Raw genomic sequence first — 14,808 nt, 5'->3', positions numbered from 1 at the left:
ACGATGCCGGGCACGCCGGCTCCCCGACCCGCCGCGGAGCCGGCGCCGGCGCCTCGCGCGCGGGCCGCCGACCTCGTGACGTACTCGACCGGCTCGATCGGGATGGGCGTGTGGGTCACCGTCCCGGGGCTGCTCCTGCTCTACTTCCTCACCCACACGCTCGGTGTCTCGCCGTTCCTGGCCGGCCTCACCCTGCTCCTGCCGAAGATCGTCGACGTGGTCGTGCATCCGCTGCTCGGCACGCTGTCCGACCGGCAGGCGCGCCGCAGCGGGCACCGGCGCGGCCTGCTCCGCTGGGGCCTGCTGCTGGGTGTGGCCATGGCCGCGATGTTCTCGGTCCCGGCCGGGCTGTCCGGGCCGGGCGCCGCGCTGTGGGTCGGCGGCTGGTTCATCGCCGGGAACCTGCTCTTCGCCTGCTTCCAGGTGCCGTACCTGACGACGCCGTCAGACCTGCGGGTCGGCTACCACGAGCGCACCCGTGTCTTCATGTTCCGGATGCTCTTCCTGACGTTGGGGCTGCTCGGCGCCGGCGTCGCGGCGCCCGCCCTGGTGGCTTCGGGCGGTCGCGGCGACTACTCCCGGATGGCCCTGCTGCTCGCCGGCGCCATGGTCGTGTCGTGCCTCGTCGCCCTGGCGGGCGTACGGCGGCTCGTCGACAACTGCGGCTTCCGCCTCCCCGACGGGCGCACGCACACCGCCCTCGGCGACATCCGGATCGCGTGGCGTGACCACGACTTCCGGGCACTGGTGCTGTCCTACCTGTTCACCGGCACCACCACCCACCTCTTCCTCGCCGCGCTGCCCTTCTACACCGAGTACGTCTTCGCGGACGGCGGGCTCACCGCCGTGTTCATGGGCGCCTTCCTCGGCCCGGCCGTGGTCGCCGGGCCCGTGTGGCTGCGGGTGTCACGGCGCATCGGCAAGCAGCGCGGGCTGCTGCTGTCGCAGGTCGTGTTCATCGTCGGATCCCTCGTGCTGCTGCTGGGCGAGCTGCTCGGGGTCGCGGCGACCGTCGCCGTGGTCGTGGCGCTCGGCATCGCCTTCGCCGGGCTGCAGCTGTTCGCCTTCTCGATGGTCCCGGACGCTGTCGCCGCCGCCGAGGCGCGCGGCACCGCCCGCGCGGGCGCCTACACCGGGGTGTGGACCGCGACCGAGGCGACGGGCACCGCCGTCGGCCCCTACCTGTACTCCGCCGTCCTGGCCGTCGGCGGGTTCGTGTCCACGGCCGATGGGCACGGGGTGGCGCAGCCGGACTCCGCCCTCACCGCGCTGCTCGCGGGCTTCACCGTGGTGCCCGCCGTGCTGATGGCGACGGCCGTGTGGTTCCAGCGCCGTTACGCCCTCGACGGGCCGGCAGGCCCATGACCTCGGATCTCCTCACCGTCGAGCACCTGCTGGCGCTCGCCGGTGTGCTGCTCGGTGCGCTCGCGCAGGCCGCCACCGGCATGGGCTTCTCGCTGCTGGCGGCGCCGGTGATGGTGCTCCATCTGGGCCCGCGCGACGGGGTGGCCGCGACGGTGGTGCTCGCCGTGCTCTCCTCTGTCGTGCCGCTGCTGCGCGACGGCCGCCACGCCCGGCCGGGCGAGGTGGCCCGGCTGCTGGTGCCCGCGCTGGTGTGCACTCCACTGGCCGCGCTGGCGCTGCGCGGGGTGGACACCCGCTGGCTTGCGCTGGCCGCGGGCGCCGGTGTGATCATCGCCGTGTGCGTCCTGGCCAGTGGGGTGCGCTGGAGCCGGCTGCGCCGTCCGGAGGGAGCCGTGGCCGTCGGCGCCGCCAGCGCGCTGCTCAACGTGGTCGGCGGGGTCGGCGGCCCGCCGATCGGTTTGTACGCGGCCAACGCGGGCTGGCAACCGGCGACCACGCGGGGCAATCTGCACGCCTTCTTCATCCTGCACAACACCGCGACGGCCCTGACGCTCGGCATCGTGCTGCCCGGAGCGCCTGAGCTCGCGGCGCTGGCCGCCGGCACGGCCTCCGGGATGCTGCTGGCGACCCGGCTGCCGGTCGCGGCGCTGCGGAGCGCCGTCCTGGGCGCGTCACTGCTGGGCGGCGTCGCGCTGACGGTCGGAGCATTCTGACCTCCTGCACGCGATGACCGGCCTGCCGGCCACGGCTCAGCAGGTGACGCGCGGTGGCGCCGATGACCGGGCCACGCTCATGACGTCACCACCGGGGTGGTCTGGGCCAGCGCGATCCGCCAGGTGCCGTCGTCCTTGACCAGCACGAATGTCAGCGCTCCCGTACGACCGTCGTTGACGTGCTTGATCAGGCTGGCCAGCGCGACGTCCGGTCGCAGGAAGGTGACGTCGAGAAGCTCGTTCTTGGTCAGCACGTCCTTGAGCGGGGTGCGCACCGCCTTGGCCATGACCTCCCTGACCTGGTCGCGGCCGCGCAGCCGGATCCCGGTGAAATTGACCAGGGCCACCTCATCGGTCAGCAGGCCCGTGAAACCGGCCACGTCGTTCTGCAGATCTTCGGCGTCGCGGACGACCTGCTCGATCGCCTCGATATCGGGGTTCATGTCGCATCTCCTTCATTCGCGGAGCGATTCGCTCCGCTGTGAGACTATGCCGGAGCGAATCGCTCCGCAACTGCTAGAGTGTGTGGCGATGACCACACGCAAAGACATCGCCGAACGCAACGACCGCACGTTGCTCCAGGCCGCCCGCGACGTGCTCGCCGAAGACGGCGCGCACGCGTCCGTCGCCGCCATCGCGACCCGGGCGGGCGTCGGCATCGGCAGCCTCTACCGTCGTTACAAGACCAAGGAAGAGCTGTTCCAGCGACTCAGCCTGCTCTCCCTCGACCACTGGAACGAAGCGGCCGAGCAGGGCCTGGCCGACTCCGACCCGTGGGCAGGACTGACGGCTTTCATCCACAGCTGCGTCGCGTTCGGGCAGGGCACGCTGGCGCCCGTCGCCGGCACCATCGAGGTGACCCAGGAGATGAGCGCCAAAGCCCGCCGCGGCGACGAACTGCTCGACGAGCTGGTACGGCGAGCGCACCAGGCCGGCGTACTCCGCAGGGACGTGACCGCGGTCGACATCTCGCTGCTCATCGAGCAGTTCGGCCGTTCCCCGGTGGTCGATCAGCTTCGCAAGCAGGGCAGGGGCGATCTGCTGCCCGCCGCCGCCGAGGCTCGCCGACGGCTGATCGCGATAGCGCTCGACGGGTTGCGGCCGGGACATGGCCCGTTGCCCGGTTCTCCGCCGGGCGAGGAGCTCTTCACCGGCCGCTGGTCAAGCGAGTAGATGGACCGGACACCCGGCGTGCCACCTCCGTCCGGGCGCCGAGCAGCCGAGGTTCACGAGGCGTCGCTATCGGTCTCGCGTCCCGAGGCTGGCCTGGTCGGCGGCGGTACGGCCCGCCGCCCAGCCCTCCCGGTCCCACGACGTACGGATCGCGTGCGAGACCAGGTTCGGGAACATGCGCTCGACCGCCTGCTCCACCTCCTGCTCGCGGGCCGCCAGTACCGGCACCAGGTCGGTGCCGCGGCTGGCGCTCTCCTGCGCGACCGCGTCCGCCGTGGCCTCGGCGAGCCGCTCCCCGATCCTGGAGGCGAACGCCGACAGGAACGACTGACGGAACGCCTTGTTCCTCGACCGGCCGGTGCCGTGCTTCTTGGTGCCTGAGTTCACCAGCGTGGTCTGCGCCTGCACCAGCAGCGAGGTGAACAGCATCTCCACCCAGGACAGGTCCGCCCGGAACCCCAGCACGGTGGCGAACCCCAGCTCCTGCGACCAGATCACCCGGCACCTGTTGGCCTCGGCGATGAGGTTGAGCAGCACGGCCTTGGGCTGCTCGTACGGCGCGTCGATGCCGACCCGGATGCCCGCCGGAGCCTCACCCCCGCCTGGCTGCGCGTCCAGCATCGCCGCGTCGATGCTGTACTTCGCCATCAGGCTCTGCGCCGCCGACGTGAACGTCTCCGCCTCGGCCTCGTACGTCGTCGACTCCGCCTTGGCGAGCAGCGCCCGCACCCGCGCCAACGTCTTCTCGCTGACGGTGTGCGAGCGTGCCTGGACCGTACGGCGAGCCGCCCCGGGCGGCGGGCTCAACGACTCCAGCCGGGGCAGCCCGGTCAGCAACCCCAGCAGTTGCAGCACCCCGGAGATGGTCACCAGCCGGCCGGCCCGGTCGCGCGCCTGCCGCGCCGTCAGGTAGCCGCCCTTCCACCACACCGCGGCCTCCAGGCCGGCGAGCTGGTCACGCCAGCGCTCATCCACCGTGGCCGGCGCGTAGGCCCGCATCTCCCAGGCGACGAGGTCGGCCGCCACCCGCCCGTGCCAGTCGCTCAGCCGCCTGGCCGCGATCCTGACCACGTCGGCCGGCTGCCAGCCGTTGCGCCACAACCCCGAGATGGTACGGGCCACGATCTCCACCAGCACGCGATCGGCGTCGTCCCGGTCGGCCAGGAAGGCGGCGGCGGAGTCGAAGGCCGCCTCATCCTCACGGGCCAGCGCCTCCACCGCCGCGCCGATCAGCTCATCAGCCTTGCTCACACGTGCCGTCCACCCTTGAAGAAGGTCCGCCAGAACTTTACCGTGACGGACGGCGGCAAGGTCCTGACCCGCCCCGGCTGTGGCGTCGTTCCGAAACCCGCGCAGTCGTTCTGAGCGCGGGTGGGCCGGAGTGGCCGACGGAGTAGGTTCTAGCCCGTGACTGATATTCGACTTCTCGGTCCAGCCGAACTGCCCCTGTGCCAGCGGCTCGAAAGCGATCGCGAGTGGTCCACCGACGAGGCCAAGTGGCGGCTGATGTTCGAGGTGGGCGAGGTCTACGCCATCGACGCGGCCGACGGCGACGGCCTGGCCGGGTGCGTGGTGGTGACCCGCTACGGCGACTCGCTGGCCGCCGTCGGCATGATGCTGGTCGCCGGCAGGTACGGCAGGCAGGGGCTCGGTACGCGGCTGATGGAGCACGCCCTGCGAGTCGCCGGGGACCGCGTCGTGGAGCTGACCGCGACCCGGTTCGGGCGCCCCGTCTACGAGCGGCTGGGCTTCCGGCCCGCGGGCAGCCTGACGATCACCATGGGCCCGATGGAGGGAGCGGCGTACTCGTCCGGCGTTCGCGAGGCGACACCGGAGGACCATGCCGCGCTCCTCGACCTGGACGCCGAGGTCACCGGCGCCGACCGGAGCAAGGCGCTGACCGCGCTGCTGGCCACGGCCGAGCGCACGGTCGTCACCGACGGCGGCTTCGCCGTGGCCTGGAACGCCGGCCCTCACCGCGTCATCGGCCCCGTCGTCGCACCCTCGGAGGAGGCGGCCCGCGAGCTGATCCTGGCCGCCGCCCACGGCTCCGACCGCGACGTGCGGATCGACCTGCTGGACGCCTACCCGGGGCTGCGCCCGTGGCTCACCAAGCTGGGGCCCACGGAGGGACCCGCGCCCCTGCCGACGATGGTCTATGGCGCCCACCGCCACCCGGGCGACCGTGGGCGCTACGTCGCGCCCATCCTCATCTCGATGGGCTGACCGGCCTTCAGACCGCCCGCCGCCCGCGCGAAGCGGCCGCGCCGACAGCTCGCCAGGAGCCGCGGCGCCGGTACCACTTAACGCAGGCCCGGGTTCAGGTCTACGGTCAGCTCATGCTCGTGTTGTGGGCGGCCTTCTGGGGCCTGGCGGGTGGGCTGTGCGTGGAGGCTCTGGAGCTGCACGCGCGGATCAGGCGGGCGCGCAAGTGGTCGTGGCGGCGGCCGATCCCGCAGGGCAGGGCGGCCTACTGGACGTCGGTGGCGATCCGGGCGGGAGTGGGGGCGGTGCTCGCGGCGGCGGCAGCGGCCAGCGGGCAGGTGACCGGGGCGTTCGGCGCGCTCGGGCTCGGCGTCGCCGCTCCGCTGGTGGTGGAGAAGTTCGCCCGCCTCGCCACCCTCGCGGCCGAGGCCGAACCGCAGGCCATCGCCCAGCGGGAGGCACCGGCCGATGCGAGCTGAGTCTTCCTTCGGGCGACGGTTGCTGGCCGCACTGGCCCGCCTGGACGATGCCGGCGCGCCTCCCGCTCAGGCGCGTCCGGCGGCCGAGGGCTCCTTCGGGCGGCGTCTGCTCGGCGCGCTGGCCCGCCGGGACCCCGAACCGCCCGACGTCACGGTGCCCATCGGCATGACCGGCGTGGTGGTCGCCTCCGATGGTGTGCTCCCCGACGCGCTGCCCGGGGGGAGCACCTACCCGCTGGACCCGGCCGAGGTGGTGCTGATCCCCGCTCGCGACCTGTCCCTCCGATGGGCCGACGACCACGGTCCCGGCGACTACGACGCGGCACTGGAACCCCTGGTCGTCGTCGTACAGGGATTCCGTCTCCGCATCGAGCTGGCGGTGGTCCTGCGGATCCCCGAGGAGACGGCACCCACGCTCGTCGGCGACTTCGGTGACGACACGCCGGTTCAGCGGTTCGTCGAACGGGTGCTCGACCCGGTGGTGCGGGCCCGTTTCGTGGAGAACGGCACCCTGGAGGAGTTCCTGATCGGGTACGAGCGTCTTCGCGCCGACCTGACCGCGACCCTCACCGAGGCGCTGGCCGCGCGGGGGGTGCGGCTGCAGGCGGTCGTCATGGGCGCGGCCGACCCCGGCGACCCGGCCGTCGTGAACGCGCTCCGACAGATCGCCGCCGCCGAGATCGAGGGCAGGGCGCTCGCCATCGTGGCGGACGAGGAAATCCGGCTCATGGACACCACGGCCGGCCCGGACGACGGCCTGCGGCTGGAGTACCTCGTCCTGCAGAACAAGATCGACTTGCTCGAGGCCGCCGCCGCCCGGAAGCTCCTGGAGGGCCTGGGCGCGCTGCACGTTCCGGAGTACGTCAGCGGCGCCGACGTCAGGTCACTGCTGGAGACCATCCCCCTGGGCGCGGCCCGGGAGCTTCTGGAGCGGGTGCTGCGGGAGACGGCCGCCGAGCGCGCCCAGCCGGAAGACGACCACTGACCTCGGCAGGCCCGCCCTCCGTTCGCCGGCGAGGTCGGAGGTGTCGTTGATCAATGATGGGGGATCTCAGCAGCCGCAGCTGCGCCGGACGACGAGCGGGGCCCGCGCGGCGGGCGCGTGGAAGGCGGGGTCGAACACGAGCTCGACGGCGTGCTCGGCCATCGCGCGCAACGGCTGCCGGGTGACCGTCAGCGCCGGGGCCGTGTGAGCGCTTTCGGGGGTGCCGTCGAGGCTGATGAGGGCGAGCTCGTCCGGGACGGCGATCCCGCTGGCCCAGGCCCCGGACAGGATTCCGATGGCCTGCTCGTCGGTGGCGGTGATCAGCGCGCGCGGCACGGCGTCGTCGTCGGCGAGGCGGCGGATCAGCACGTCGGCGTCGGCGCGGGTGTAGGCGCAGCGCAGGAGCAGGGCGTCGGGATCGTCACCGGCGAGGGCCTGCCACGCGGCCCGGCGCCGGCCGACGGGGCCCCCGTCGTGCGTACCGGACAGGAAGGCGATGCGCGCGTGACCGTGCCCGCGCAGATGCTCGACCGCTTCCTGCGCGGCGTGCTGGTTGTCGGCCTCCACCAGGGGCGCGCGGCCGCCGTCCGGGCCGTGATGCACATAGACGATGGGGACGCCGGCCGCCTCGGCCTGAGGGGTCACGTCCTCGCCGCCGTCGGCGGAGACGATCACGAGCGCGTCGACCTGGGCGGCCAGGAACCGGTCCACGAGCCGCCGCTGGCGCTCGGCGGAGTAGCCGGCGTTGCCGATCAGCACGAGCCGGTCGCGCTCGTCCAGTGCCCGCTCGACGTGCCGGGCGAGGTCGCCGAAGTAGGGGTTGGGCGAGTCGGCCAGGATCAGGCCGACCACCCCGGTCGTACGGGAGCGCAGCGCCCGGGCGATGCGGTTGGGGCGGTAGCCGAGTTCGGCCGCCGCGGCCAGGACGCGCTCGCGCGTGGCGGCGGCGACGGCTCGCGGGCCGTCGTTCATCACGTAGCTCACGACCGCGGTCGAGGTGCCCGCTCTGCGGGCCACGTCGGCCATGGTGATCGTCGGCTTGTCTGCGCGTGGTGCCATAGCGGTTTACATTCTCGCATCTAATCGGTTAGATAGGCGCGCACAGCACTCTAAACGATTAGATGAGGTTGATCGTGCCGGCTCTTCCCCTGGTCGTCGACACCGACACCGCCTCCGACGACGCCGTGGCGCTGCTGCTGGCCGCCGCCGGCGACCTGGGCGACCTGCGCGCCGTGACCACGGTCGCAGGCAACGTCCCCGTCGAGATGGGCACCCGCAACGCGCTCATCTCCCTGGAGGTGGCCGGACGCCCCGACATTCCCGTCCATCCCGGCTGCGAACGCCCGATGACCCGCCCGCACTCCACCGCCCAGCAGGTGCACGGACAGGACGGGATGGGCGATCTCGGCCTGCCCGAGCCGTCCCGGGCGCCCGAGGCGGGGCACGCGGTCGACGTCCTGCTGTCCTGCCCGCGCCGGCACCCCGGCGAGCTCACCCTGGTCACCTTGGGCCCGCTCACCAACGTCGCCGCGGCGCTGCTGCGCGACCGCGACCTGTTCACCCGCTACCGGCACGTGTACTGCATGGCCGGAGCCGCCGACATGCGCGGCAACATCTCCGCCACCGCCGAGTACAACGTCTGGGCCGATCCGGAGGCCGCGCAGGTGGTGCTGCGGGCGGCCACGCCGGACAGGGTGACCTGGATCGGCTGGGACGTGTCCCGCACCGACGCCGTCATGACCCCCGCGGACCAGCAGCGTCTGCAACAGCTCGGCACCCCCGCGGCGATCTTCGCCCACCGCGTCAACCGGACCGTCGCCGCATGGGCCCGCGACGTCACCGGCCTGCCCGGCTACGACCTGCCCGACCCCGTCGCCATGGCGGTGGCCTTACGGCCCGGCCTGATCGTGCACCAGGAACAGGTGCACGCCGGCATCGCCCTCGGCGACGAGACGCGCGGCCAGCTGATCATCGACCGCCGCCGCACCGCCCCCGCGCCCAACGTGACGCTGGTACGCCGCGTCGACGAGACCGGCTTCAAGCACCTGCTCTTCCAGACCCTTGCCACCCCGAACGCCACACCCCACCAGGACGGCCGCCGATGAGCCCCGCACGCTACGAACTGCACTGCCACCTCGACGGGTCGGTACGGCCCGGCACGGTCGCCGACCTGGCCCGCCGCCAGGGACTCGACCTCGACGGGCCCGTCGAACGCCTGGTCACCGCCCCTGCCGACTGCGGCAGCCTGACCCGCTACCTGCCCTACATCGACCTGCCGCTCCAGGTGCTGCAGACCCCCGACGCGCTGCACCGCGCGGCACAGGAACTGGTCGAGGACTGGCATGCCGACGGCGTCGTCCACGGCGAGGTCCGCTTCGCCCCGCAGTTGCACACCCGCCACGACATGAGCCAGGACGAGGCCGTCCAGGCGGTCGCCGCAGGGCTGGCGGCGGGACGGCAAGCAACAGGTGTCCGTACCGGATTGCTGCTGTGCTGCCTGCGGCACCAGACGCCCGAGGAGAGCCTCGCCGTCGCCGAGACGGCGTTGCGGCACCGTGACCAGGTGGCCGGGCTCGACCTCGCCGGCGACGAGCGCCTGCATGGCGCGCAGGCGCACCGTCCCGCCTTCGACCTCGCCCACCAGGCCGGGCTTCCGGTCACCGTCCACGCGGGCGAGGCCGCCGGCCCCGGTAGCGTCTGGGAGGCGATCGACGTGCTCGGCGCCCGCAGGATCGGCCACGGCGTCCGGTGCGCGGACGACCAGGCGCTGCTCGAACGGCTACGGCGCGACGGCATCGCCCTGGAGATGTGCCCGACCAGCAACGTCCAGACGGGCGCGGTCGCCACGTGGGCGGCGCACCCCGCCTCCCGGCTCATGGACCAGGGACTGAAGGTCACCATCAGCACCGACGCGCGCACCACCTCGGCGACCACGGTGCGCCAGGAGTTCGCGCGCCTGCGCGAGGCGACCGCCTGGAGAAGCGAACAGGACGAACTCGCCCAGGTTCACGCGGCCGGCGCGGCCTTCGCCGCCGCGTCCCCACCACAGGCACCACAGGATCCGGCCGCCGGCCCTCGATGACGTCCCGCTGGACGGGCGGCGGCGTGACGGCCCGCACCTGCTCGCGGGAGGGATCGCCGCACCGAATGGGAACGTCCGCCAAAATAGCGGGATGCCCCGACCAGTCCCCGCCGACCTCCTGGAAATCGCCGAAGCGCTGGTCCCCGACGCTGCTCTCGGCTCCGCACGCCTTGCCGAGCACGGGAACATGCACCACGTCGTGCTGTTCCCCGGCGTCGCCGCCGTACGCATCAGCAAGCGCCCCAGTGCCGCCGCCGACCTGCCGCGCCGGGTCGAAGTTCTCCGGGCCGTCGCGGCGGCCGGCCTGCCTTTCGCCGTGCCGGAGCCGCTGACCGCGGTGACCGCGTTCGGGGGACGCGCGGCCGTCGCGATCTCGTGGATCGACGGCGAGGGCCTGCCGGAAGGCGTCGGGGACCCGGCGGCGTTCGGCCCGCTGCTGGCGGCACTGCGCGAGGTTGAGATCTCGCCTGAGCTCGAGGCCGTTCTCCACACGCCGCGCCGGTACGCCGACGGCTTGGGCTGGGCCGACATCCTGAACGACGAGATCATGCCGCGCCTGCCGGCGAAGTGGCGTGACGGAGTCCGGCGACACCTGGACACACTGCTGGCGCTCGAGGAGGTCCCGGCCAGGCTCGTCCACGGCGACCTCGGCGGCAGCAACGTCCACTTCGGCGCGGACGGCAAGCTCACCGGCGTCCTCGACTGGGACCTGGCGATCCTGTCCGACCCGGCGATCGACGCCGCACTCGTCGCGACCTGGCATGGCTGGGACGTCCTCCGCGCGGCCACCGACGAGGAGACCTACCGACGCGCCCGGGCCTGGAACGACGCGGTCGGGGTCGGGCACCTTCATGCGGTGTTCACCGGCGAACCCGTGCCGCACGTCGACGGTCTCGTCCGTTCCGTGATCTCCTGGTTGGAGGAACATGCCGTCCAAGGCGGCGTCCACCTCCGTGAGCGGTGACCTGAGCAGCGACGCACGCTCCTCGAAGTGGCGGAATCCCGTCGAGCCCAGGACGTTCACATCCTGTCGGCCAGGGTCTGGGCGAACAGGTCCGGGCGCTGCAGGGGGATGCCGTGGCCGCATCGCGGTACGGAGATCATCCGGCTGCCCGGGAGGGAGTCGTGGATGTGGCGTGCGGAGGCGTGCATGAGCTTCCGCTCGCGCTCGCCCACCATCACCAGCGCCGGGTTCTTGAAGTCGGCCCAGCCAGCGGGGAGGGTGAAGCGGATGTTCTCGCCGACCCCGGCGAGCAGCGTCTCACGGCTGGTGCGAGCGCTGTCGCGAACGTAGTCGGCCAGGAGCTCGTCGGGGATGAACAGCTGCTTCGCCTGGAGCTTCGCGAACCACCGTTGCCGGGCGAGCGGTGCGGTCGCGGCCAGGAGCCCGAGGGTGGCCCGGGGGAACCGGAGCGGCTTCGCCTGCGCGCTCACGACGACGGCGCTCGTGACGAGATCGGGCCGGGCCGCGGCGAGGAGGATCGTGAGCTGTGCGCCCAACGAGAACCCGGCGACCATCGCGCCGTGCGGCGCGCGTTCCTCCAGGACCCTGGCCAGGGCCCCGGCGGTCGTCTCGTGTGATCGATACGCTTCCTCGGCGCTGCGGCCGTGGCCGGGAAGGTCGGGAACGATCACTCGGGCCTTCGTCGCGAGCCGCTCCAGCGTCGGACGCCACATCCATCCCGCGACGCCGCCGCCGTGCAGCAGCAGGATGGGAGGAGCATGTGCGTTACCGGCCTCACGGACATACATGCCCCTCATCCTCCCACTGCTGACGAAGCCGGACAGGTGCCGCTTCTTTCAGCGACTGGAGCGATCGAACCGTGGGGGAGTGACACCGCTGGAGAGGGACCACCGGGGGCGAACGCGGCACGCATGTGAAGGCTTCCGGTGAGATGCGCCTGCTGCCGGAGAAATGGCGCGCGGGCGGCCGCGCGCGTCACGGAGACGCACGGTCTGACCACACTCCGGCCTCGTCAGTTGAGGGCCTTGTCGGTGGCGCGGCGACAGGAACATGCAGGTCATGCGGTCTATCTGGGCGTTTGTGGCCAATGCCCAGACATAGGTGATCTTGTCGTTGTAATGTCCTCTGCGGCATTTGCCGACGCGTCAGGAATGCCGCCGCCGAAAGGCGCCGGCGTTCCCCGCGACCGCCGACGAAATCGAGGAACAAGCACGTGATCCGACGCCCCAGAGCATTGTTGACCGCAACGGCCGTCCTCCTCACCACCGTCATCGCGCAGCCCGCCGCCGCCGATGACGCGAGCAGCAAGGCGGCCGTCGTGCGGCCGGTTTCGGGCGTCAGCCCGCTGCCCGCCGACTGTGGCGGCCCCCCGGCCGACGGCTACGTCCTCAACCCGAACACCGAGGTCCTGCCGTCGCTCGCGGTGGACCCGAAGCGGCCGCAGCGCCTGGTCACGGTGTTCCAGCAGGACCGCTGGAACCGCTACGGCAGCAACGGCGCGCTCGCCGCGGTGTCGGAGGACCACGGCCTGACCTGGAAGACCTCCACCAACCTGCCCGCCTTCTCCCGCTGCAACGGCGGCACGCCCGCCAACGGCGGCGACTACGAGGTGACGACGGACCACTGGGTCACGGTCACCCCCTCCGGCGCGGCGATCGCCGCGTCGTTGTCGATGTCGCGGGCCGGCGACGTGACCGCCATCCTGGTGTCCCGGTCCGCTGACGGCGGCCGCACCTGGGGCGCGCCGGTCACCCTGCAGCGCGACGACAACGTGCGTTTCTTCAACGACCGCCCGTCGGTGACCGCCGACCCCTACCGGCCCGGCGTCGTGTACGCGGTGTGGGACCGCATCGACGACCAGTCGACCGATACGGCGCCGGACTGGGTCCAGCCGGTCTACCTGGCGAAGTCGACCGACGACGGGCGTACGTGGACCACGAGCAAGGTGTTCGACGTGCCGGCCAACAGCGGCGTCATCGGCACCCAGCTGGTCGCGCTCCCGGACGGCACGCTGCTGATCGGCATGCATCACGAGACGACCGACGAGGGCTTCACCCAGGTCATCCGCTCCACCGACGGCGGCCGGACCTGGTCGGCGCCGACCCTGAACGTCCCGGCCCCGATGGCGGTCGGCCCCCGCATCCCCGACCCGGACAACTCGGGCGACCCTCTCCGTAATGCCGCCCTGCCGCTGCTGGCGGCCCAGCCGGGCACCCGGACGGTCCACCTCGTCTGGCCGAGCCAGGACGCCGACGGCACCTTCCACGTGGCCTACTCGCGATCGGCGGACGGCGGGCAGACCTGGTCCAGCCCGGCGCGCGTGGACAGGACGCCCACGGGTTCGGCCGCCGTACCGGCCGTCGCCGTGTCCAGGACGGGCACCGTCGCGGTCACGTACTACGACTTCCGCAACAACACCCCGGCCGCGGGCCTGCCCACCGATGTGTGGGCCGTGACCTGCGCGAGCAACTGCGCGCAGGGCGGCTCGTGGCGCGAGCAGCACCTGGAGGGCCCGTTCGACGCGCGCAAGGTCCCGCTGACCAGCGTGGGACGCCTGCTCGGCGACTACACCGGCCTGGTCTCGTCCGGCGACGTCTTCACGGCCGTGTACGGCGTGACCACCGGCGACGCCGCGAACCCGGTGGACCTGCACAGCGCGATCTTCACCCGCTGAGCGTCCGGTGACGGGGTTCCGGTCAGCACCCGGAACCCCGTGGCGCGCCGACGACCGTCCTGGTGCAGGGGTAGTGCGCCGATCATCGCTTGCCGGGCACGCGGTTCATCTACTCTGTGGCACTGCATAGTGGTACTGTGTGGCACTGAGTACCGAAAGCGGTGAAGGGGCGAGCGATGGACGGCCTGACGGAGATGCTGAAAGGCACGCTCGAAGGATGCGTGCTCGAGATCATCGGCAGCGAGGAGACCTACGGGTACGCCATCACACGCCGCCTCAACGAACTCGGCTTCGCCGACGTCGTCGAGGGGACGGTCTACACCATCCTGCTGCGGCTGGAGAAGAACGGGCTCGTCCAGGTGACGAAACGACCGTCCGGGCAGGGCCCGCCACGCAAGTTCTACGCGCTCAACGACGCGGGCCGCGCGGAACTCGCGACCTTCTGGGCGAAATGGGAGTACATCACATCACGGCTCGACAAGCTCAAGGAGGGCGGCTGATGAACTTCTGGGACACCATCACCGGCAACGATCTCACCAGGGACTGGAAGGCGTTCGAAGCCCGGGCAGCGGCGTTGCCGGCCGACCACCGGGCGGCGTGGGAGGAGATCAAGGGCCACCTCTCCACCTACGCGGACTTCACCGGCCGCAACCTGACGCCGATCCTGGACGGCGCTCTGGGGCTGCTCGAAGAGACGGCGGCCGACGGGCAGAGCATCGACGAGGTGCTGGGTGACGACATCGCGGGCTTCTGCGCGGCGCTGGCCGGCGGCAAGGGCGCCCGCAACCATCGCGACCGCTGGCGCGAGCAGTTGAACAGGAACGTCGCAAGGAAACTGGGCCGGCTGGGAGGCTGACGTGAGCATCCACGACATCATCGAGGGCAAGAAGCAGTGGCGGGCGCACATGGCGCGCGTCAAGGCGCTCCCGCCGGACTACCAGATCGTCTACAAGGAGATGCAGAGGTACTACTTCAAGGTCGGCCCGGTCGATCTGCTCGACGGGTCCCTGCTCTCGGGGATCGTCGACTTCTTCGAGGAGGGCGTCGCGGCCGGCAGGGGAGTCCTGGAGCTCGTCGGCGACGACGTGGCCGCCTTCGCCGACGAACTGATCAAGGACTCGCGCACGTACGCGGACATCTATCAGGGGTCCATCAGCGGCAAGTGACC

At 72.0% G+C, this 14,808-nt stretch carries 17 protein-coding genes; 13 read left to right on the top strand and 4 right to left on the bottom strand.

Features of this window, described 5'->3' with window-relative positions:
- The first annotated feature begins 3 nt into the window (after positions 1-3).
- Together BMW85_RS46460 and BMW85_RS46455 are read left to right on the top strand one after the other, a co-directional pair.
- Positions 4-1,365 (top strand): MFS transporter, encoded by a 1,362-nt coding sequence (locus BMW85_RS46460; protein WP_177241250.1) that lies wholly within the window; start codon positions 4-6, stop codon positions 1,363-1,365.
- Positions 1,362-2,078 (top strand): TSUP family transporter, encoded by a 717-nt coding sequence (locus BMW85_RS46455; RefSeq protein ID WP_091094163.1) that lies wholly within the window; start codon positions 1,362-1,364, stop codon positions 2,076-2,078. Before BMW85_RS46460 ends, BMW85_RS46455 begins: the two co-directional genes overlap by 4 nt.
- A 77-nt stretch (positions 2,079-2,155) precedes the next feature.
- On the opposite strand, the gene BMW85_RS46450 is transcribed toward BMW85_RS46455, so the two are convergent.
- Entirely contained in the window at positions 2,156-2,521 is a 366-nt protein-coding gene (locus BMW85_RS46450; protein ID WP_091094162.1) for an SgcJ/EcaC family oxidoreductase, read from the bottom strand.
- Positions 2,522-2,609: 88 nt separating this feature from the next.
- On the opposite strand from BMW85_RS46450, the gene BMW85_RS46445 reads away from it, so the two are divergent.
- Positions 2,610-3,251: a TetR/AcrR family transcriptional regulator gene (locus tag BMW85_RS46445; protein WP_091094161.1), complete on the top strand. Its 642-nt coding sequence runs from the start codon at positions 2,610-2,612 to the stop codon at positions 3,249-3,251.
- A 66-nt stretch (positions 3,252-3,317) separates the two neighbouring features.
- On the opposite strand, the gene BMW85_RS46440 is transcribed toward BMW85_RS46445, so the two are convergent.
- Positions 3,318-4,502 (bottom strand): DUF2786 domain-containing protein, encoded by a 1,185-nt coding sequence (locus BMW85_RS46440; protein WP_091094160.1) that lies wholly within the window; start codon positions 4,500-4,502, stop codon positions 3,318-3,320.
- Between the two features lie 156 nt (positions 4,503-4,658).
- Here BMW85_RS46440 and BMW85_RS46435 point away from each other — a divergent pair, with 156 nt between their 5' ends.
- The 3 genes from BMW85_RS46435 (at position 4,659) to BMW85_RS46425 (ending at position 6,920) form a co-directional block, all read left to right on the top strand.
- Entirely contained in the window at positions 4,659-5,477 is an 819-nt protein-coding gene (locus tag BMW85_RS46435) for a GNAT family N-acetyltransferase (protein WP_143082650.1), read from the top strand.
- Between the two features lie 113 nt (positions 5,478-5,590).
- Positions 5,591-5,935, top strand: coding sequence for a hypothetical protein (locus BMW85_RS46430; protein WP_091094158.1), 345 nt, complete (start codon positions 5,591-5,593; stop codon positions 5,933-5,935).
- Positions 5,925-6,920, top strand: coding sequence for an SPFH domain-containing protein (locus BMW85_RS46425; RefSeq protein WP_091094157.1), 996 nt, complete (start codon positions 5,925-5,927; stop codon positions 6,918-6,920). The genes BMW85_RS46430 and BMW85_RS46425 overlap by 11 nt, the downstream gene beginning before the upstream one ends.
- 66 nt (positions 6,921-6,986) lie before the next feature.
- Here BMW85_RS46425 and BMW85_RS46420 read toward each other — a convergent pair whose 3' ends face one another.
- Positions 6,987-7,979, bottom strand: coding sequence for a LacI family DNA-binding transcriptional regulator (locus BMW85_RS46420; RefSeq protein ID WP_091094156.1), 993 nt, complete (start codon positions 7,977-7,979; stop codon positions 6,987-6,989).
- Between the two features lie 74 nt (positions 7,980-8,053).
- Here BMW85_RS46420 and BMW85_RS46415 point away from each other — a divergent pair, with 74 nt between their 5' ends.
- The 3 genes from BMW85_RS46415 to BMW85_RS46405 all read left to right on the top strand — a co-directional run bounded on the left by BMW85_RS46415 (position 8,054) and on the right by BMW85_RS46405 (position 10,966).
- Positions 8,054-9,025 (top strand): nucleoside hydrolase, encoded by a 972-nt coding sequence (locus BMW85_RS46415; protein WP_091094224.1) that lies wholly within the window; start codon positions 8,054-8,056, stop codon positions 9,023-9,025.
- On the top strand, positions 9,022-10,002 hold the full coding sequence (gene add, locus BMW85_RS46410) for an adenosine deaminase (protein ID WP_091094155.1): 981 nt from the start codon (positions 9,022-9,024) through the stop codon (positions 10,000-10,002). Before BMW85_RS46415 ends, add begins: the two co-directional genes overlap by 4 nt.
- A gap of 91 nt (positions 10,003-10,093) precedes the next feature.
- Positions 10,094-10,966, top strand: a complete 873-nt coding sequence (locus BMW85_RS46405; RefSeq protein ID WP_091094154.1) for a phosphotransferase family protein — start codon at positions 10,094-10,096, stop codon at positions 10,964-10,966.
- A 56-nt stretch (positions 10,967-11,022) separates the two neighbouring features.
- Here the strand turns inward: BMW85_RS46405 and BMW85_RS46400 are convergent, their stop codons facing one another.
- Complete coding sequence (locus BMW85_RS46400) at positions 11,023-11,754, bottom strand: alpha/beta fold hydrolase (protein ID WP_091094153.1); 732 nt, start codon at positions 11,752-11,754, stop codon at positions 11,023-11,025.
- A 449-nt stretch (positions 11,755-12,203) separates the two neighbouring features.
- Here BMW85_RS46400 and BMW85_RS46395 point away from each other — a divergent pair, with 449 nt between their 5' ends.
- From BMW85_RS46395 to BMW85_RS46380, 4 genes are all read left to right on the top strand, one after another.
- Positions 12,204-13,640, top strand: a complete 1,437-nt coding sequence (locus BMW85_RS46395) for a sialidase family protein (protein ID WP_091094152.1) — start codon at positions 12,204-12,206, stop codon at positions 13,638-13,640.
- Positions 13,641-13,816: 176 nt separating this feature from the next.
- Positions 13,817-14,140: a PadR family transcriptional regulator gene (locus BMW85_RS46390; RefSeq protein ID WP_091094151.1), complete on the top strand. Its 324-nt coding sequence runs from the start codon at positions 13,817-13,819 to the stop codon at positions 14,138-14,140.
- Positions 14,140-14,496: a DUF1048 domain-containing protein gene (locus BMW85_RS46385; RefSeq protein ID WP_091094150.1), complete on the top strand. Its 357-nt coding sequence runs from the start codon at positions 14,140-14,142 to the stop codon at positions 14,494-14,496. Before BMW85_RS46390 ends, BMW85_RS46385 begins: the two co-directional genes overlap by 1 nt.
- A gap of 1 nt (position 14,497) precedes the next feature.
- Positions 14,498-14,806, top strand: coding sequence for a DUF1048 domain-containing protein (locus BMW85_RS46380; protein ID WP_091094149.1), 309 nt, complete (start codon positions 14,498-14,500; stop codon positions 14,804-14,806).
- Positions 14,807-14,808: the final 2 nt, after the last annotated feature.

The sequence above is a fragment of the Nonomuraea wenchangensis genome (genome assembly GCF_900111685.1).
In the GTDB taxonomy this organism is placed as follows: domain Bacteria; phylum Actinomycetota; class Actinomycetes; order Streptosporangiales; family Streptosporangiaceae; genus Nonomuraea; species Nonomuraea wenchangensis.
This window is presented reverse-complemented; position numbering and strand designations above follow the sequence as displayed.

What these genes read in the sequence shown, in the direction of transcription:
- BMW85_RS46460 (WP_177241250.1), top strand. Translation starts at nt 4, where the DNA reads ATGCCGGGCACGCCGGCTCCCCGACCCGCCGCGGAGCCGGCGCCGGCG.
- BMW85_RS46455 (WP_091094163.1), top strand. Translation starts at nt 1,362, where the DNA reads ATGACCTCGGATCTCCTCACCGTCGAGCACCTGCTGGCGCTCGCCGGT.
- BMW85_RS46450 (WP_091094162.1), bottom strand. Translation starts at nt 2,521, where the DNA reads ATGAACCCCGATATCGAGGCGATCGAGCAGGTCGTCCGCGACGCCGAA.
- BMW85_RS46445 (WP_091094161.1), top strand. Translation starts at nt 2,610, where the DNA reads ATGACCACACGCAAAGACATCGCCGAACGCAACGACCGCACGTTGCTC.
- BMW85_RS46430 (WP_091094158.1), top strand. Translation starts at nt 5,591, where the DNA reads ATGCTCGTGTTGTGGGCGGCCTTCTGGGGCCTGGCGGGTGGGCTGTGC.
- BMW85_RS46425 (WP_091094157.1), top strand. Translation starts at nt 5,925, where the DNA reads ATGCGAGCTGAGTCTTCCTTCGGGCGACGGTTGCTGGCCGCACTGGCC.
- BMW85_RS46420 (WP_091094156.1), bottom strand. Translation starts at nt 7,979, where the DNA reads ATGGCACCACGCGCAGACAAGCCGACGATCACCATGGCCGACGTGGCC.
- add (WP_091094155.1), top strand. Translation starts at nt 9,022, where the DNA reads ATGAGCCCCGCACGCTACGAACTGCACTGCCACCTCGACGGGTCGGTA.
- BMW85_RS46405 (WP_091094154.1), top strand. Translation starts at nt 10,094, where the DNA reads ATGCCCCGACCAGTCCCCGCCGACCTCCTGGAAATCGCCGAAGCGCTG.
- BMW85_RS46400 (WP_091094153.1), bottom strand. Translation starts at nt 11,754, where the DNA reads ATGTATGTCCGTGAGGCCGGTAACGCACATGCTCCTCCCATCCTGCTG.
- BMW85_RS46390 (WP_091094151.1), top strand. Translation starts at nt 13,817, where the DNA reads ATGGACGGCCTGACGGAGATGCTGAAAGGCACGCTCGAAGGATGCGTG.
- BMW85_RS46385 (WP_091094150.1), top strand. Translation starts at nt 14,140, where the DNA reads ATGAACTTCTGGGACACCATCACCGGCAACGATCTCACCAGGGACTGG.